The following is a 17,584-nucleotide window of genomic DNA, read 5'->3' as shown; positions in this document are numbered from 1 at the left end:
GAGTTCTTCATCATGAAAAACAACAACGGCAGCATCGTCCGCCCCGCGCTCGTGCTCTTCGCGCTGCTGAGCGCATTCACCGGCCTGCTCTACCCGGCGGCCGTCACCGGCGCCGCGCAGGCGCTGTTCCCCGCGCAGGCGGCGGGCAGCCTGGTGATGCGCGATGGCAAGCCCGTCGGCTCCGCGCTCATCGGCCAGAACTTCAGCGACCCGAAGCACTTCTGGGGCCGCCCGTCGGCCACCGCACCGCAGCCCTACAACGCGAGCGCCTCGGGCGGCTCCAACCAGGGCCCGCTGAACCCCGCGCTGGCGGATGCGGTGAAGGCGCGCGTCGAGGCGCTGCGCGCGGCCGACCCGGGCAACACCTCGCCGGTGCCGGTGGACCTCGTCACGGCCTCGGCCAGCGGGCTCGACCCCGACATCAGCCCCGCCGCCGCGCACTACCAGGCCGCCCGTGTGGCGCGCGAACGCGGCGTGCCGATCGATCAGGTGAACGCGTTGATCGCGAAGAACACCCAGTCGCCGCTGTGGGGCGTGCTGGGCGAATCGCGCGTCAACGTGCTGGCGCTGAACCTGGCGCTCGATGCTTCTTCGACGGTGCGTTGAGGAGAAAACAACCATGGCCTATGCCGCCTACCGTGAACATCCGGTCGCCGTCGTGCGAAGTCCGATCGCGCCGCGCACGACGCAGTTCCATGTGCTCGACGTCACCGTCTGCTGCGCCGACGCGCTGCGCGTGCGCCGCAGCATCGCCGCCTGCGCCGAGGCCGGCGTGGTGCGCTGCGAGCCGCTGCTGCATGCCTGCAGCTCGCAGGAAAGCGACGCGCCCTGCGTGCGCCTGATGATCCGTTTTCCGACCACGCGCTATGCCGAGGTGCTGCACCGCCTCATCGAATGCGTGCCGTCGGGCGAGATCGGCCGGCTCATGAGCTGGCGCGATCACCTCGCGCGCTGCGGCCTGCGCCATGGTCACTGACCTGCTGCACGCGCTGCTGGCCATGGCGGCGCTGTTCGTGCCGCTGGGCTTCGCCTGGTGGGTGCTGTCGCGCACCGCGCGCCGACACTCACGGCGGCGCAAGAACGGACCGCCAATGCGCTAATCTGCGCGCTCCCATGCCCGAGACCCGCCCCGACCCCGACGCCCTGCTCGCGCAACTGCGCAGCGACGAGGCGCGCGCGCTGCGCGGCAAGCTGCGCATCTACTTCGGTGCCAGTGCCGGCGTGGGCAAGACCTGGGCCATGCTCAGCGCCGCCCGGCGCGAGCGCGAGGCCGGGCGCGACGTGCTCATCGGCGTGGTCGAAACGCACGGCCGCAGCGAGACCGCCGCGCTGCTCGCGGGGCTCGACACGCTGCCGCTGCGCGAGCTGCCCTACCGTGGCCGCACGCTCGCCGAGTTCGACCTCGACGCCGCCCTGGCGCGCAGGCCCGCCGTGCTGCTGGTCGACGAACTGGCCCACACCAACGCGCCCGGCTCGCGCCACGCCAAGCGCTGGCAGGACGTGCAGGAGCTGTTGGCCGCCGGCATCGAGGTGTGGTCGGCGCTCAACGTGCAGCACCTGGAAAGCCTCAACGGCACCGTCGGCGCGATCACCGGCGTGCGCGTGCACGAGACCGTGCCCGACACCGTGCTCGACGAGGCCGACGAGGTGGTGCTGGTCGACGTCACGCCCGACGAACTCACGGCGCGGCTCGCGGCCGGCAAGGTCTACCTGCCGCAGCAGGCCGAGCGCGCCGCACAGAATTTCTTCCGCAAGGGCAACCTGATCGCGCTGCGCGAGATCGCCCTGCGCCGCACCGCCGAGCATGTCGAAGACGACGTGCGCGGCTGGCGCGTCGAACAGTCGGGCCCCGGCGGCAACGGGCAGGGCGGTGCGGCGCTGCAGGCCTGGAACACCTCGGGCGCGATCCTGGCCTGCGTCGGCCCGCACGAGGGCGCGGCGCAGACCGTGCGCACCGCCGCGCGGCTCGCGGGCCAGCTCAACGTGCGCTGGCATGCCGCGTACGTCGAGACGCCGCGGCTGCAACGCCTCGATGCCGCTCAGCGCGATCGCATCCTCGCCGTGCTCAAGCTGGCGGAAGAACTGGGCGCGGCCACGGCCGTGCTCACCGGCGCCGACGTGGCCGAGCAACTGTCCGAGCAGGCGCGGCGCCTGAACTGCGCGACGCTGGTCATCGGGCGCGCGGAGTCCGTGCGCGGCTGGCGGCGCTGGTGGGGTGCGTCTGCGGTGCCGCTGGCGCGCGCGCTGGCGCAGCGGGCACCGGCGCTCGACATCCTCGAAGTGGGCCGCGCCGACAGCGCGCGCCGCCTGTCGCAGGCGACGCTGGTTGCCACGCAGGCCGACGACGACGATGAGCGCGCGCAGTCGCGCTGGCCCGGCTACGCCTGGGCCGCGGCCACCAGCATCGCGCTCACGCTGCTGTGCACGCCGCTCACGGGCGTGCTGGAGCTGTCCAACATCGTCATGCTGTTCCTGCTCGGCGTGGTGGGCGTGGCGATGCGCTTCGGGCGCGGGCCTTCGGCGCTCGCGGCCATGCTCAACGTGGCGGCCTTCGACTACTTCTTTGTCGCGCCGCGCCTGTCCTTCGCGGTCAGCGACGTGCAGTACCTGCTGACCTTCGCCGTGATGCTCGGCGTCGGCCTGCTGGTGGGCCAGCTCACGGCCGGGCTGCGCTTCGCGGCCGGCGTGTCGACCAGCCGCGAGCGCCGCGCGCGCTCGCTGTTCGAGCTCACGCGCGAACTCTCGGCCGCGCTCGAAAGCACCCAGGTCGTCGCGCTCGGCGCCGCCGCCGTGCAGGCCCATTTCGGCGGCCATGCGCGCGTGCTGGTCACCGATGCGGCCGACCAGCTCGCGCCCCCCGCCGACCCGCCGCCCGGTTTCGATGCGCAGGTGGCCGACTGGGCCTTCCGCCACGGCCAGCCCGCCGGCCTGGCCACCGCCACGCTCGCCGCCCAGCCCTGGCACTACGTGCCGCTGCGCGCGCCGATGCGCGTGCGCGGCGTGCTCGCGCTGTGCCCGGCCCGCCCGCGCTGGCTGCTGATTCCCGAGCAGGCGCAGCAGCTGGACACGCTCGCGCGCCAGATCGCCATCGCGCTGGAGCGCGTGCACTACGTCGAAGTCGCGCAGCGCGCCGTGGTCGAGATGGAATCGGAGCGCCTGCGCAACGCGCTGCTGGGCGCCATCTCGCACGACGTGCGCACGCCGCTCACCGCGCTCATCGCGCTGGCCGAATCGCTGCAGACCCTGCCGGCCGAAGAACACGGCGAGGCCGCGCGCGCCATCGTCACGCAGGCCCATGCGCTGCATGCGCTGGTCAGCAACCTGCTCGACATGGCGCGCCTCGAAAGCGGCGTGGCCGGCGGCGCGGTCAACCTGCGGCGCGACTGGCAGTCGGTCGAGGAGGTGGTAGGCGCTGCCATCCGCGCCGCCCGCCCCGCGCTGCGCGGCATGACCGTGCAGACCGCGTGGGACCCGGAGCTGCCGCTGGTCGAGTTCGACGCCGTGCTCATCGAGCGCGTGCTCGTCAACCTGCTGGAGAACGCCGCCAAGTACGGCGCCGCGCCCATCGAGGTGGGCGCGCGCGCCGAGCCCGCCGCGCTGGTTCTCACCGTGCGCGACCACGGCCCCGGCCTGCCCGCCGCGCTGCACGGCCGCGAACAGACGCTGTTCGACAAGTTCACGCGCGGCGAGGCCGAATCCGCCACGCCCGGCGTCGGCCTCGGCCTGGCCATCTGCCGCGCCGTGGTGAGCGCGCACGGCGGCGAGATCAGCGCGGCGAATGCGCGCGATGGCGGTGCAGAATTCACCGTCACCTTGCCGCGCCGCGAGCCACCCGAACCCGCTGAAGCCCAGCTCTGAAACCCGCCATGCCATCCCCCACCGCCATCGTGATCGAAGACGAGCCGCAGATCCGCCGCTTCGTGCGCGGCGCGCTCGAGGCCGAAGGCTGGCAGGTGCACGAGGCCGGCACCCTGCGCGACGGCCTGGCGGCCGCCGGCACGCGCCAACCCGACCTGCTGGTGCTCGACCTGGGCCTGCCCGACGGCGACGGCGTATCGCTGATCCGCGATGTGCGCGGCTGGTCGCAGGTGCCGATCATCGTGCTCTCGGCCCGCACCGACGAAGCCGACAAGATCGCCGCGCTCGACGCCGGCGCCGACGACTACCTCACCAAGCCCTTCGGCACCGGCGAACTGCTCGCCCGCGTGCGCGCCAACCTGCGCCGTCCACGCGCCGCGGGCGGCAACGGCGACGAACCGGCCGCCGAGGCCGTGTTCCGCTTCGGCGAGATCGAACTGGACCGCGCCGCACGCATCGTGCGCCGCGCCGGCGCCGAGGTGCACCTCACGCCGACCGAGTACCGCCTGCTGTCGGTGCTGGTGGCCAACGCCGGCCGCGTGCTGACGCAGCGGCAATTGCTGCGCGAGGTGTGGGGCCCGTCGCACACGGACCAGAGCCACTATCTGCGCATCTACATGGGGCATCTGCGGCAGAAGCTGGAGACCGATCCGGCGCAGCCGAAGCATCTGTTGACGGAGACGGCGGTGGGGTACCGGCTGGTCGTCTAGTCAAAGCAAAGGGAAGGGCTCTTCACCACCCACAAAGCCCGGCAGGCGGTGTGGTGTGGGCGGCCCCTCTGTGCCGCCGAGGAGCGCAGTGTTTCGCGGATCAGGGCTCGCAGCTGTTTGAGCCGAAGGCGAGTTCTGCGAGACCCCGCGAAACGCGAGCACCGCAGGGCAGCCGCGAAGCGGCCGGCACAGTGGGGCCGACCGCGCCGCGCCGCTTGTCGGGCGCGCTCCCGAGAGAGCGCGCACCCGATCAGCTCTTGTTCGGATTCAGCAGGAATTTCTCCCCCGTAGCCTGCTTCCCATACACCCCGATCGCATCGAGTTGCAGCGCCTCGACCAGCGACACCTCCCGCGTGTAGTGGCTGGCAAACGTCGTCTTCAACTCAGCCACCACGCGCGAACGCAGCCGCTGCGTGCCTTCATCGCCCAGCTTCTGCAGGAACGGGAACAGCAGCCAGCCGCCCATGCCCCAGGCCATGCCGAAGTTGCGCACGAACTCGGTCGGGCTGCGGTCCAGACCGCCGTAGATGTAGACCTGCTTGTGTGTGGTCGAGCCGTAGCGGCTGTATTCCTTGGCTGTGCGGTTCAGCGCCGCTTCCATGCAGCCGAGGATCTGGCCGGCCAGCTTGCCGCCGCCCGTGGCGTCGAAGGCCAGCGTGGCGCCGGTGGCGACCAAGGCGTCGGTCAGTTGTTCGAGGAAGTCCGGCGAGCTCGCGTTGCAGACGTACTTCGCGCCGATGCCGCGCAGCAGCGCCTCCTGCTCGGGCTTGCGCACGATGTTGACGAGGTCGATGCCGTCCTTCTGGCAGATCTTGTTGAGCATCTGGCCCAGGTTGGACGCGGCCGCCGTGTGCACCAGCGCCTTGTGGCCTTCGCGCTTCATGGTCTCGACCATGCCCAGCGAGGTCAGCGGGTTCACGAAGCACGACGCGCCCTCGGCCGGCGTGGTGCCCGCCGGCAGCTCGAGGCACATCTGCACGGGCACCGCGCGGTACTGCGAGTACATCGCGCCGCCGATGGCCGCCACGGTCTTGCCCAGCAGCGCCTGTGCAGCCGGCGACGAACCGGCCTTGACCACCACGCCCGCACCTTCGTTGCCCACCGGCATCGACTGGTCGAGCCGCGCCGCCATCGAGGCGCGCGCGCGTTCGGGCACCGTGGCGGTGACGACGGGGCGGTCGGCGGTGCCGGAGGCCACGGCGGTGCTCATGTCGGCGGCGCCGAAGAGCAGGCCCAGGTCCGACGGGTTCATCGGCGAGGCCTCGACGCGGATCACCACCTCGTGGGCCTGCGGTTCGGGCATCGGGTCGTCGTGCAGGGAGAGTTCGAGTTCGCCGTTGGAACGGACGAGGGAGCGCAGTTGGAGTGCCATGGGAAAGCCCCTGTGAAAGGTCGTTCGGAGATGGCCATCGGCCACGGGGCGGCCAGTATAGGAGCGGGTGCGCGCGCCTGCTGGCGCCTTCAAGACACCATGGGCATCACCGGGGCATGGGCCAGCGCATGGCGCATCCGCAGCGGATCGAGCCGCTCGATGTAGCGCGGGATGTTGCGCCACAGCGTGTGGTACCCATAGCCGCCGCGCAGCATCTCCTGGCGCGCGCTGTCCTTGTCCCAGTCCTGCACGGCCATGCGGTAGACGGCCGCCACCACGCCCGTGCGGTCGGCGCCGTGCATGCAGTGGATGAGCACCGGCCCTTGCTTTTCGGCCTCGCGCATCGCGACCAGCGCGCGCAGCACCTTGGCGTCGTCGATCGACCAGGTGTTGATCGGCACGCGCACCAGCCGGATGCCGCTGCCGGCAAACACCTTCCGGTCGTCGTTGAAGGAGCGCAGGCTCACGACGGTGCGGATGCCCAGCGACTGCAGCGCCGCCACGTTGGCGCGGCGCGGCTGCGCGCTGCGGTACAGCGTGGGCGTGATGCGGTGCAGGTTCTCGACCTGCAGGGCGTCGAGCGGATCGGCCCAGTGGCCGGGGCGCAGGTCGGCGGTGTCTTGCTTCATCGTGCGCGGCGCGGCCAGTGGCGACGCACCAGGATCAGCAGCGCCACCGCGAGCCCGCCCCAGTAGTCGACCGGCGCGCCCCACAGCCAGTGCTTGTGCCAGAAGGCCTTCACGGGGTTGAAGTTCTCGAAGCCGAAGGCCGGGTTGATGAGGAACCACAGGAAGTCTTCGCAGACCCAGAACACGATCAGCCCCGCGAGCGCCAACCCCCAGTCGCGCAAGGTCCAGCGTCCCTGGAAGGCCAGCGGCGAGAAGAACACCAGCATCATGAAGGTGAACACCCAGGCGTGGTACCCCGTCATCGCGCGCCCGCCCCAGAACAGGTCGAGCCAGATGTTGTTCTCGATGCGCCACGTGGGCAGCGAGGTCGCCCAGCCGGCGCCGCCTTCGATCTGGATCTCGGCGTTGGCGAAGAAGAACGCCATCGTCACGACCCACGCGAGGTAGACCAGCGTGCGGCCGATGCCGGGCCGCGGCTCCACGGCTGCGCCGCTCATGCGCCGAGGCCCAGCACGCGCTGCAGCACCGCGCGCGCGGCCTGCGGCTTGCCCAGCGCGCGGCTGCGCGCGGCCATGGCCGCGAGCTTGGCGGGGTCGGCCATGAGGCGCGCCACCTTGTAGTCCAGGCCGATGGCGTCGTAGGCCAGCCAGGCGGCGCTTTCTTCCATGAGGAAGCCGGCGTTGTGTTCTTCCTGTCCCGGGATCGGCGAGATCAGCAGCATCGGCTTGCCCAGCGCCAGACACTCCGACACCGTGAGGCCGCCGGGCTTGGTCACGACCAGGTCGGCCGCGGCCATCATCTTGTGCATCTCGTTCGTGAAGCCGACGGCCACCACGCGGCCCGGATGGCGCTGCGACAGCGCCTCCAGGCGCGCATGGGCTTCGGCATTGCGGCCGGCCACCGCGATGACCTGGAAGGGCGTGTCGCCGCCCAGCGCCAGCACGCGCTCGACCATGCTCGGCAGATCGCCCACACCGGCGCCGCCCGAGGCCATCAGCAGCACCGGCCGTGCGGGGTCCAGGCCCAGCGCGCTCGCGCAGGCCGCGTGCGCGAGTTCGGGCGCATCGGGCTCCGAAAAGGCGGGCATCACCGGAATGCCCGTGACGTGCACGCGCTCGGGCGGAATGCCGCGCGCGCGCAGCCGGAAGGCGACTTCTTCCGTGGCCGCGAGGTAGCCCGTCATGCCCGGCACCAGCCACATGTTGTGCAGGTCGTAGTCGGTGATCTGCAGCCACACGGGGCATTCGATGCGGCCCCGGTTGCGCTCGCGCATCAGCAGCTCGGCCGGCAGGAAGTGGGTGCAGATCACGGCGTCGGGCTTGGCGCGGCGGATCTCGCGCACCAGCGCGCCGGTGCTCAGGCGCTCGATGCCGCGGCGCAGCCGCTGCGAGGGCGCGTGGTGCGGCGTGACGTCGGTGCGCTGGTGCAGGTACGACCACAGCTCGGGCGCGCGGTTCACCAGCTGCAGGTACCAGTCGGTGTACACCTTGCGAAAGCCCGCCGGCACATGGGCCATGGCGTCGACATGCACTGCGGTGTGCGGCGCGAACGACTGGGCGAGGGTGGCTTCGAGCGCCTGGGCGGCGCGCACATGGCCGTTGCCGGCGCTCACACTGAGGATCAGGAGTTTGGTCATGGATTCGGCGGTCTGGTCGCCGGATTATGGACATGCCATGTGGCACGGCCGGTGCACACGCGCCGTGCTGGAAGGATCACCGCATCAGAGCGGCGCCCGCGACGTGACGAGCTGATTCACGCCAGCGGCCGCCCGCTCGCGAATCGCCTCGAAGGTGGTGTTCGCGACGATGCGTCCGTTCTCGAACACCGTTTGCAGCAGATCGACCTGGCCGCTCGCCAGCGCTTCTTCGCGCAGCGTCTGTACTTCGCCGCGCGCGTTGCGCACCAGCGCGAGCCGCCCCTTCTTCGAGGCCTTGTTCACATCGCCCACCGGCGACTTGTAGACATCGCGCCACTCGCCGTTCACCTGCATCGCCGAGCACTTCATCGCCCATTGCATGGTGTCGCGGTTGACCTGCTGCAGCAGGCCGCCGCCCATGCCGAAGGAGATGTTCTCGGTCGAGAAGCCGTTGTGGAAGAAGTTCGAGAGGCACAGCCGCAGCGAGTCGAGGTTCACGCCGTCGCCCTGGATGATGCGCACGTTGTTCAGCACGCGGAACCCCTTGGCATTCGTCGTGGTGCCGAAGCGTTCGGCCAGGATCTGCGCCACCTTGAGCGTGGTTTCGGCCGGGTCGCCCGAGTCGGGCCGCACCACCAGCGTCGCGCCCGAGGCCACCACCTTCGCCTTGAGCTCGTCGCCCCAGATGCGTGCGCAGGCATTGAAGATGTCGTAGCTGTCGCTCACCACCGCGAAGGTCGTGCCGGGCTTGGCGAACTGGTCGACCATGTTGCTGTACGCGTCGGATTCGTGGTCGCGACCCCAGCCCGTGATGGTGCTGTGCTCGGCCGCGGGAATCGAGAAGCCCGCCACGTCGCAGTCGTAGTAACGACGCGCCGCCACCAAGGCGGCCAGCGTGTCGGTGCCCATGAAGTTGACCAGGTGGGCCATGCCGCCGAGCGCCGCCGACTCCAGGCTCGACACGCCCCGCGCGCCGAAGTCGTGCAGCCTGAACGCGATCTGGCCTTGCGGGTCGTCGCAGGTCGCTTCGAGGTAGCGCAGCAACGTGGTGCGTGCAGCGGCCGAGAGCGTGGCCACCGTGGTCGGATACCAGATGGCGCGCAGCAGTTCGGTTTCGAGAAAGCTCGTGACCCAGAAGAACTCGGGGTCGGTGTTTTCGATGGTCGCGAGCACGTTGTGCACCGGCAGCACGCTGCCCTCGGGGACCGCGCGGATGCGCACGGGCATCAGTCCGTCGTGCTTCTCGATCAGCCGCAGCCACCCTTCGCGGTTGAAGGGTTCGCCGTGCACGGCCATCATCGCTGCGGCCTCCTCGACGTCGCTGCGCGTCACCGGCGTCTGCAGGTACTCGCGCAGGTACGCCTGCAGGCCGAAGAACAGCGAATGGCTGAAGAGCCCGCCGCGCGATTCGATGTAGCTGTGCACGGTCTGCGTACCGGGCGGGTACTGCATCCAGTGCGACACCTTGTAGGAGTCGGTGCGCAGCAGCAGGTTGTTGCCCAGGGGCGAGGAGGTGAGGTTGCGGTTCATGTGAAAGCTCCTTTCACGTGGGCCCCGTCAACCGGAGCCCGTTCTTGCTGACAAAGCCTGGTCGTTCAGTTCTTGCCCAGGCCACCCAAAAAATGGTTTGCGATGAAGTAGTGGTCTTCGTAGATGCGGTCCGGCATCCCGAGGAACTGGGCAATCGGCACCCAGCGCACGGCGGCCGCGTCGTCGTCGGCACGCACATCCGACAGGCCCGTCCACTGGTTGTGGGCCAGCTCGAAGAAGAATCCGTGCGTGATCGTGCGGCCGCGCTGCGAGCGGTCGGGCGCATCGAACACGTGGCTGGCCTTCATGCTGCCGTTGAGCACGGGCACGGGCACCTTGAGGCGGGTTTCTTCCTTCAGCTCGCGGATGGCCGCGTCCTGCAGCCGCTCGTGCTGGCCGACGAAGCCGCCGGGCAGCGCCCACGTGCCCTTGCCGGGATGGAACTTGCGCTGCACCAGGAGGATGTGGCCCGCCTCGACCACGATGGCATCGACCGTGGTGTAGATCGGCGGAAAGTCGCTGCCCGCATAGCGGTACTTGTCGCGGTAGTCGACGAGGAAGGCGCGCTCGTTGCAGAGCTCGGCATAGTCGGCGGTGCCGGTGAACTTGTCGAGGAAGGCGGCGGTGCCGTCGGGCAGGTCGGCACGCGCGAGCTGCCCGCGATTCTCGGGGTCGAAATAGAGGTTGCGCACGTCGGTGGCGTTGAGGCTTTCCACGCTGTGCTGGCCCACGAACTCCCAGTGCGGGAAGAGCTTGAGGTAGTAGCTGGAGCTGTCCTTCAGGTGTCCCACCAGCGCGACCTTGGCCTGCGCCGCGGGCACATGGCCATCCTGCTGGATCAGCCGCTCGACGGCAGACTGGATCGACGCGATCCAGATCTGGTCGTTGTAGGGCGAGTCGCCGACGCCGACGACGCTCACGCGCATCTGCTCGCTGCCGCGCAGGCACGCGCGCACCATGCGTTCGCGTTCATCGAAGGTGAATGGGTCTTTGACGCTGCGGGGCTTGCGGTCGGAGCCGACCACCACGATGACCCGATCGGCGGCGCGAAGGCCTTCTTCGATGAGTCGCTGGTGACCGAAATGAACGGGCTGAAAACGCCCGATGACGATGGCGTACTGAAACTTGCGTGTGTTTGGCATGCTCACTTGGGAATCCCCCAAAAAGGGCGCAATCAACTTGCGCCTGGATTCAGGATAGCACCGGTGCGACGTATCGATCAAGCGTTCCTTGCCGCACGTGGCGGGCGGCCGATGGCAAACGGCCAGATACTCGCAGGGCGCATTTGCTAGGATTTGCCCCCCCATGACCGAGCCCTCCACCTCTCCCCACGCGCCCGTGCGCCTCAACAAACGCATGGCCGAACTCGGCCTGTGCTCGCGCCGCGAGGCCGACGACTGGATCGCGCAGGGCTGGGTGCGCGTCAACGGCAAGCCCGCCGAGATGGGCGTGAAGGTCACGCCCAGCGACCGCATCGAGGTCGACAAGGCCGCCAAGGGGCAGCAGGCGAACCAGGTCACGATCCTCATCAACAAGCCCATCGGCTACGTGAGCGGGCAGGCCGAGGACGGCCACGAGCCGGCGGTCACGCTGTTCACGCCGCAGAACCGCTGGTCGGAAGACAACGCGCGCTTCTTCTTCGGCCCGCAGCAGCTGCGCGGCCTGGCGCCGTGCGGGCGGCTGGACATCGACTCCACCGGCCTGCTCGTGATGACGCAGGACGGCCGCATCGCGCGCCAGCTCATCGGCGAAGACTCGACGATGGACAAGGAATACCTCGTGCGCGTGGCCTACCACGGCCTGGACCAGCCCGCGCCCACCGGCCAGCTGGTGCGCCTGGACGACGACGACCCGGTCACCACCAACGTGCAGGCGGTGTTTCCGCCCGCCATGCTGGCCCGGCTGCGGCACGGCCTGAGCCTGGACGGCCAGGCGCTCAAGCCGGCGCGTGTGGAGTGGCAGAACCCCGAGCAGCTGCGCTTCGTGCTCACCGAAGGCAAGAAGCGCCAGATCCGCCGCATGTGCGAGCTGGTCGGCCTCAAGGTGGTGGGCCTGAAGCGCGTGCGCATCGGCAAGGTGATGCTCGGCAACCTGCCGGTGGGGCAGTGGCGCTACCTGGCGCCGCACGAGAAATTCTGACGACCGGCCCATGGCCGCGGTGCTGAGCCGTCGCGCGCTGAACCGGGCCACGCTGGCCCGGCAGATGCTGCTGGCGCGGCGCAAGGCGAGCGTCGTGCAGGCCATCGAGAAGCTGGCCGGGTTGCAGGCGCAGGCGCCCAACCCGCCCTACATTGGCCTGTGGAGCCGGCTCGAAGGCTTTCACCGCGCGCAGCTGACCGACGCGCTGAAAAGCCGCCGCATCGTGCGCATGTCGACGCTGCGCGCCACCCTGCACCTGATGACCGCTTCGGACGCGTGGGCCTGGCGGCCGCTGCTCGAGCCCGTGCACCAGCGCGGCCTGTCGGGCCTGCATGCGCGGGCCCTCGAAGGCGTCGACCGCGCGGCCGTGGTGAAAGCGGGCCGCGCGCTGCTGGGCGACGGGCCGCTCACCGGCACCGCCCTCGGCCAGGCGCTCGCCGCGCGCTGGAAAGACCACGCGCCGGCCTCGCTCGCCGCGCTCATCCGCAACAACGTGCCGCTGGTCCACCTGCCGCCCGCGGGCAGCTGGAACTCGCACCAGAACGCGCTGCTGCAGCCGCTCGGCGATTGGCTGGGCGATGCCACTGCCGAGATCGCCACCGCCACGCAGGACGACCTGCTGCTGCGCTACCTCGCCGCCTTCGGCCCCGCGACGCTGGCCGATGCCGGCGCGTGGTCGGGCCTCACGGGCTGGAAGGCCGTGGCCGAACGGCTGCGGCCGCAGCTGCGCGTGTTCACCGGCGACGAGGGCCAGGAGCTTTTCGACCTGCCGCGCGCGCCGCGCCCCGACCCCGACACGCCCGCGCCGCCGCGCCTGGTCGCCGAGTGGGACAACCTGCTGCTCTCGCACGCCGACCGCCGCCGCGTGCTCGACGAGGCGCACCGCGCGCGCGTCTTCACCATCAACGGCATCGTGCGCGGCACGGTGCTGCTCGACGGCTTCGTGGCGGGCACCTGGAAGATCGAACGCGCGACGCAGGCGGCCACCGTCGTTCTGGAACCCTTCACGCGCTGGTCGGCGGCCGACCGGCGCGGCGTGGAGGAAGAGGCGCTGCGCCTGCTGGCCTTTGCCACGGACGCAGAGGACGAGCAGCACGCCGTTCGCGTCCTAAGCCCCGCCTAAGTCTTCGCGCCTACGCTGCGCCGAGGCGCAGGGCCCCTGACGATCATCCCGGTCGCGTGCTACCTTGCGCGCAAAGGAGTCGCCGCGATGCGCGTGCTGCTGGTGGAAGACGACGAAATGATCGGGCGCAGCCTGAAGCAGGCGCTCGAGGGCGCGGGCTGGTCGGCCGACTGGGTGCGCGACGGCGAGCTGGCGCACAGCGCGCTCGGCGACGGCGGCTACACCTGCGTGCTGCTCGACCTGGGCCTGCCCCGCCAGGACGGCACCGAGGTGCTGCGCCGTGCGCGCGAACGCGGCGACGCCACGCCCGTGCTGGTGCTCACCGCGCGCGACGGGCTGGACGACCGCATCCACAGCCTCGACCTCGGCGCCGACGACTACCTGCTCAAGCCCTTCGAGTTCCGTGAGCTGCTCGCGCGCATGCGCGCCGTAGTGCGCCGCCGCGACGGCGCCGCGCATTCGCTGATCGGCACCGCCGCGCTGCAGCTGGACCTCACGACGCGCGAGGTGGCAGTGAACGGCGTGCGCGAAGCACTCACCGCACGCGAGTTCGCGCTGCTGCACGCACTGCTGGAGCGGCCCGGCGCCATCCTCTCGCGCGAGCAGCTCGAGAACCGCATCTACGGCTGGGGCGACGAAGTGACCAGCAACGCCATCGATGTGCTGATCCACGGCATGCGCCGCAAGCTCGGTGCCGACGCGATCCGCAACGTGCGCGGCCTAGGCTGGCGAGTGGCGGCATGACCGGTGCCGCCCGCCGCTGGTGGCGCCCGCGTTCGCTGCGCACCCAGCTGCTGCTGTGGCTGGTCACGCTGCATGTGGTGGCGGCGGTGCTCACGGCGTGGTTCTCCTTCCTGGCCTACGGCAACCTCGTGCATAACGCGCTGGACGACCAGATGCGGCTGGTGGCCGAGTCGTACGCGGGCAACGACCCGCCCAAGACCCCGCGCGCGATGGACGGCGAGGCGGCCTTCTCGCGCGGCGCCTTCGTGGTGCAGATATGGAGCGCCGACGGCGCCACCTTGCGCGCGAGCTCGTGGCCCGCGCTGTCGGTGCCGCTGCAACCCGGCAACGGCTTCAGCGACGTGCACGCCGAAGGTCCCGCGCATTCGCGCTGGCGCGTGTTCACGGCCGAGCCCGCGCCGCATGCCGACGCGCCGCGCGTGCAGGTGCTGCAGAACGAGGACTACCGCCATCGCCGCGCGCTGCGCCGCGCCCTGCTCGAAGGCCTGCCGATCGCGCTGTTGCTGCCGGCGGCGTTGCTGGTGCTGTGGCTCATCGTGTCGGCTGCCTCGCGCTCGCTGCGCGGCGTGGCGCGCGACGTGGCCTCGCAGGACGAGCGCCGCCCCACCGAGCTGTCGCTGGCGCGCGTGCCCGACGAGATCACGCCGCTGGTGGGCGCCTTCAACCACCTGCTGTCGCGCGTGCGCAGCGCCTTCTCCACGCAGCGGCGCTTCGTGCAGGACGCGGCGCACGAGCTGCGAACGCCCATGGCCGCCATCGGCCTTCAGATCGAGAACCTGCGCGCGCACGTGCCGGCCGGCGAAGCCACCGAGCGCTTCAACCAGCTCGAGGCCGGCGTGACGCGCGCGCAGCACCTCATCGAGCAGCTGCTGCAGCTGTCGCGGCAGGACGCACCGCCCTCGGATGCGCCGGGCGAGCGGGTCGACATCGAGGCGCTGCTGCGCGAGAGCCTGGGCCAGCGCATGGTGCTGGCTGACGCACGGCGCATCGACGTGGGCTTCGAAGGCCTTGCCGCCGCCGTGGTGCATGCGCCCGCGGCCGAGCTGCGCAGCGTGTTCGACAACCTCATCGACAACGCGCTGCGCTATGCGCCCGAAGGCGGCGTGGTCGATGTGCGGCTGCACCGCGTCGACGGGCAGGCGGTGGTCGATGTGCTCGACAACGGGCCGGGCATTCCGCCGGCCGAACTGGAGCGCGTGTTCGACCGCTTCTTTCGCGTGCCCGGCGCGGCGGCGGGCGGCAGCGGGCTGGGCCTGGCGATCGCGCGCACGGCGGCCGAGCGGCATGGCCTGCGCATCGAATTGCGCAACCGCGACGACGGACCGGGGCTGAGGGCGCGGGTGCTGCTGCCGACGTAGTCATCGCGCGGTGCTCACTCCCGGCTCATTCTTCGCTCACGCTGGCCTCAGTCAGGCTGCCTAGAGTGGCTGCAGGTCCTGCTGCGCGCGGTCCGCGCGACGGCACCGGACCGGAGACAACCTGCCCTCAGGAGAACACACCATGCGCACTTCGTTCCAACTTCTCGCCGTTGCTTCCTTCGCCGCGTTCGCGGCCTTGGGCACGGTCAATGCCTCCGCCGAAACCACCGACGGTTCGGACTTCCATCCGCTGCAGTTGAATTCGCCGGAGAACCCGGAGGTGCAGGCCGGCGCGATGGCGGCGGCACGTCCGAGCGGCACGGAGCCCATTGGCCAGTCGACGTCGGCGCCGGCGATCAATGGGATGACCCCGGTGTCCGACATCCAGGCCGGCGCCTATGCGGCGTCGCACCCGACGGGCACCGAGCCCATCGGGCAATCGACTTCACTGCCGATGGTGAAGTCGGGCAGCGGAAGCTGATTCCGCTGCCAGGGACCTACCAGCTCAGTCGTCGTTGCTGCTGAGCAGTGCGCGGTAGATCACCGCGCCGATGATCGCGCCCACGATCGGGGCGACCCAGAACAGCCACAGCTCCGACACCGCGTACGACGGGCCGAACAGGGCCGGGCCGGTGCTGCGCGCCGGGTTCACCGAGGTGTTGGTCACGGGGATCGACACCAGGTGGATCAGCGTCAGGCACAGGCCGATGGCCATGCCCGCGAAGCCGGCCGCCGCGCGCTTGGCGGTGGCACCCAGGATCACGATCAGGAACACGGCGGTCATCACCACTTCGCTGATGAGTGCGGCCGTCATGCCGTACTTGCCGGGCGAGTGCTCGCCGTAGCCGTTGGTGGCAAAGCCGCCGATGTCCGCGCCCGGCTTGCCGGTGGCAATCAGGTACAGCACGCCGGCCGCGGCGATGGCGCCCAGCACCTGCGACACGATGTAGCCCGGCAGCTGCCCGGCCTTGAAGCGGCCGGCGGCGGCGAGGCCGATCGACACCGCTGGATTGAAGTGGCCGCCCGAGATCGGACCGAGCGCATAGGCGCCCGTGACCACCGTCAGGCCGAAGGCCAGCGAGACGCCGAGCAGGCCGATGCCGACGCCCGGAAAGGCCGCCGCCAGAACTGCGCTTCCGCAGCCTCCGAGCGTGAGCCAGAAAGTACCAATGAATTCTGCAGACCACTTTTTGTAGGTACTGTGTTCCATAACGCTCCATCCTGAAGTTGAGAAAGCACGCACGGCGGGAGCCGAACGCGGGCCGCATTCTAGGAACGGGAAATGGAGGCGTCGAGCAAACGGGCGCGCTTAGCGGCAACTGTTCACGATTGCTGTGGATTTGTGCAGTGCGTCATTTGCAAATGAGTGGGGCAAGGGCGCGCCACCGCACATCGACACGGCATCGACATCACATCGTCACGACCACTTTGCCGAACGCGCCGCGCTCCAGATGGTCGAGTGCGGCAGGCAGCGCGTCGAAGCCGTAGCGCGCCGCGATCACCGGCTTGAGCGCATTCGCATCGACCGCGCGCACCAGCTCTTCGAGCGCACGGCGATGGCCGACGCCGATGCCCTGCACCGTCACGCGGCCGAGCACCATCGCGTAGAACGACGCGCTCAGCGTGTCGCCGCCGAGCATGCCGATGATCGACACGCGCCCGCCCTGCTTCACGGCCTGCAGCGAGCGGTCGAGGTCGGGGCCGCTGGAGAGTTCGAGCACGTGATCGGCGCCGCGCCCGTGCGTGAGCCGGCGCACTTCGGCGGGCCAGTCGCTGTCGCGCGCGAGCACGTGCGTGGCGCCGAGCGCGCGTGCCGCGGCCTGCTTGTCGGCGCTGCCCGTCACCACGATGGCCTGCGCGCCGTGCAGCCGCGCAAGCTGCAGGCCGAACAGCGCGACGCCGCCGGTGCCGTGGACCAGCACGGTCTCGCCCGCGCGCAGGGCGCCGGTTTCCACCAGCGCGAACCACGCCGTGAGGCCGGCGCACGGCAGCGTGCTCGCTTCCTCGAGGCTCAACGTGGCCGGCGCGGCCACGGCCCAGTTCGCGTCGATGCACACGTGCGAGGCCAGCATGCCCGGCCCGGGGCCGCCGAGCAGCGTGGTGTCGGCGTGCCAGTGGCTGTCGGTCCAGCCGCCCCAGAAGGTGTTGATCACGCGGTCGCCCACGGCAAAGCGGCGCACGCCGGGGCTCACGGCCACCACCGTGCCCGCCATGTCCGAGCCGGGCGTGAAGGGCAGGTCGAGCGCCATGCCCATGCCGTCGCGCACCATGAGCAGGTCGCGGTAGTTGAGCGCCACCGCGCCCACGCGCACGAGGATCTGGCCCGGGCCTGGCGAGGGCATCGGCGCCTCGGTGTGTTCCAGGTGGGCGCGGCCCAGTCGGGGAAGCTGCCAGCGGCGCAGCACATCGGGTTCTTGCATCGGAAAAGGCTCCATCGGAAAAGATCGGCCTCGATGCTATTGACGATGAAAACGATCCGGTGGTG

At 70.5% G+C, this 17,584-nt stretch carries 18 protein-coding genes; 10 read left to right on the top strand and 8 right to left on the bottom strand.

The features are described 5' to 3' along the window. Positions 1–12 precede the first annotated feature (12 nt). From kdpC to kdpE, 5 genes are read left to right on the top strand one after another with little or no spacing between them, the layout of a single operon-like run. Positions 13–606: a potassium-transporting ATPase subunit KdpC gene (gene kdpC / locus AC07YS_RS20345; RefSeq protein ID WP_495269626.1), complete on the top strand. Its 594-nt coding sequence runs from the start codon at positions 13–15 to the stop codon at positions 604–606. A 13-nt stretch (positions 607–619) separates the two neighbouring features. Next, complete coding sequence (locus AC07YS_RS20340) at positions 620–976, top strand: hypothetical protein (RefSeq protein WP_492686932.1); 357 nt, start codon at positions 620–622, stop codon at positions 974–976. Then, entirely contained in the window at positions 966–1,100 is a 135-nt protein-coding gene (locus AC07YS_RS20335; protein WP_307581936.1) for a hypothetical protein, read from the top strand. Before AC07YS_RS20340 ends, AC07YS_RS20335 begins: the two co-directional genes overlap by 11 nt. A gap of 13 nt (positions 1,101–1,113) precedes the next feature. After that, a complete protein-coding gene (locus AC07YS_RS20330; RefSeq protein ID WP_495269627.1) occupies positions 1,114–3,858 on the top strand; it encodes a DUF4118 domain-containing protein in 2,745 nt (914 codons plus the stop codon). Positions 3,859–3,866: 8 nt separating this feature from the next. After that, positions 3,867–4,568, top strand: coding sequence for a two-component system response regulator KdpE (kdpE, locus tag AC07YS_RS20325; protein WP_495269628.1), 702 nt, complete (start codon positions 3,867–3,869; stop codon positions 4,566–4,568). Positions 4,569–4,818: 250 nt separating this feature from the next. Here kdpE and AC07YS_RS20320 read toward each other — a convergent pair whose 3' ends face one another. The 6 genes from AC07YS_RS20320 to AC07YS_RS20295 all read right to left on the bottom strand — a co-directional run bounded on the left by AC07YS_RS20320 (position 4,819) and on the right by AC07YS_RS20295 (position 10,877). Beyond that, the gene (locus AC07YS_RS20320) at positions 4,819–5,940 is read right to left on the bottom strand and encodes a zinc-binding dehydrogenase (RefSeq protein ID WP_495269780.1); all 1,122 of its coding nucleotides are present in this window, start codon (positions 5,938–5,940) and stop codon (positions 4,819–4,821) included. Positions 5,941–6,029: 89 nt separating this feature from the next. Next, positions 6,030–6,569 carry a dual specificity protein phosphatase family protein gene (locus tag AC07YS_RS20315; protein ID WP_495269779.1) on the bottom strand — a complete coding sequence of 180 codons (540 nt, stop codon included), beginning with the start codon at positions 6,567–6,569 and terminating at the stop codon, positions 6,030–6,032. Further along, positions 6,566–7,066 (bottom strand): hypothetical protein, encoded by a 501-nt coding sequence (locus AC07YS_RS20310; protein ID WP_062480692.1) that lies wholly within the window; start codon positions 7,064–7,066, stop codon positions 6,566–6,568. The genes AC07YS_RS20315 and AC07YS_RS20310 overlap by 4 nt, the downstream gene beginning before the upstream one ends. Then, the gene (locus tag AC07YS_RS20305) at positions 7,063–8,205 is read right to left on the bottom strand and encodes an MGDG synthase family glycosyltransferase (protein WP_070063033.1); all 1,143 of its coding nucleotides are present in this window, start codon (positions 8,203–8,205) and stop codon (positions 7,063–7,065) included. Before AC07YS_RS20305 ends, AC07YS_RS20310 begins: the two co-directional genes overlap by 4 nt. Positions 8,206–8,289: 84 nt before the next feature. After that, the gene (locus AC07YS_RS20300) at positions 8,290–9,735 is read right to left on the bottom strand and encodes a nicotinate phosphoribosyltransferase (RefSeq protein WP_139700490.1); all 1,446 of its coding nucleotides are present in this window, start codon (positions 9,733–9,735) and stop codon (positions 8,290–8,292) included. Between the two features lie 65 nt (positions 9,736–9,800). Beyond that, positions 9,801–10,877 carry a bifunctional nicotinamide-nucleotide adenylyltransferase/Nudix hydroxylase gene (locus AC07YS_RS20295; RefSeq protein WP_495269778.1) on the bottom strand — a complete coding sequence of 359 codons (1,077 nt, stop codon included), beginning with the start codon at positions 10,875–10,877 and terminating at the stop codon, positions 9,801–9,803. 163 nt (positions 10,878–11,040) lie between these two features. Between AC07YS_RS20295 and AC07YS_RS20290 the strand changes: the two genes are divergently transcribed. From AC07YS_RS20290 to AC07YS_RS20270, 5 genes are all read left to right on the top strand, one after another. Then, positions 11,041–11,874 (top strand): pseudouridine synthase, encoded by an 834-nt coding sequence (locus AC07YS_RS20290; protein ID WP_495269777.1) that lies wholly within the window; start codon positions 11,041–11,043, stop codon positions 11,872–11,874. Between the two features lie 10 nt (positions 11,875–11,884). Next, the gene (locus AC07YS_RS20285) at positions 11,885–12,997 is read left to right on the top strand and encodes a winged helix DNA-binding domain-containing protein (protein ID WP_495269776.1); all 1,113 of its coding nucleotides are present in this window, start codon (positions 11,885–11,887) and stop codon (positions 12,995–12,997) included. A gap of 87 nt (positions 12,998–13,084) precedes the next feature. Continuing rightward, the gene (locus AC07YS_RS20280; protein WP_062480678.1) at positions 13,085–13,741 is read left to right on the top strand and encodes a response regulator; all 657 of its coding nucleotides are present in this window, start codon (positions 13,085–13,087) and stop codon (positions 13,739–13,741) included. After that, a complete protein-coding gene (locus AC07YS_RS20275) occupies positions 13,738–15,099 on the top strand; it encodes a sensor histidine kinase (protein WP_495269775.1) in 1,362 nt (453 codons plus the stop codon). The genes AC07YS_RS20280 and AC07YS_RS20275 overlap by 4 nt, the downstream gene beginning before the upstream one ends. Before the next feature lie 142 nt (positions 15,100–15,241). Further along, on the top strand, positions 15,242–15,580 hold the full coding sequence (locus AC07YS_RS20270; RefSeq protein WP_487847462.1) for a hypothetical protein: 339 nt from the start codon (positions 15,242–15,244) through the stop codon (positions 15,578–15,580). Between the two features lie 24 nt (positions 15,581–15,604). On the opposite strand, the gene aqpZ is transcribed toward AC07YS_RS20270, so the two are convergent. Next, the gene (aqpZ, locus tag AC07YS_RS20265) at positions 15,605–16,309 is read right to left on the bottom strand and encodes an aquaporin Z (protein ID WP_095747097.1); all 705 of its coding nucleotides are present in this window, start codon (positions 16,307–16,309) and stop codon (positions 15,605–15,607) included. A gap of 199 nt (positions 16,310–16,508) precedes the next feature. After that, positions 16,509–17,519 (bottom strand): zinc-dependent alcohol dehydrogenase family protein, encoded by a 1,011-nt coding sequence (locus tag AC07YS_RS20260; protein ID WP_495269774.1) that lies wholly within the window; start codon positions 17,517–17,519, stop codon positions 16,509–16,511. Between the last annotated feature and the right edge of the window lie 65 nt (positions 17,520–17,584).

The organism is Variovorax sp. GW458-11-26-14-LB1 (genome assembly GCF_059423965.1).
This window is presented reverse-complemented; position numbering and strand designations above follow the sequence as displayed.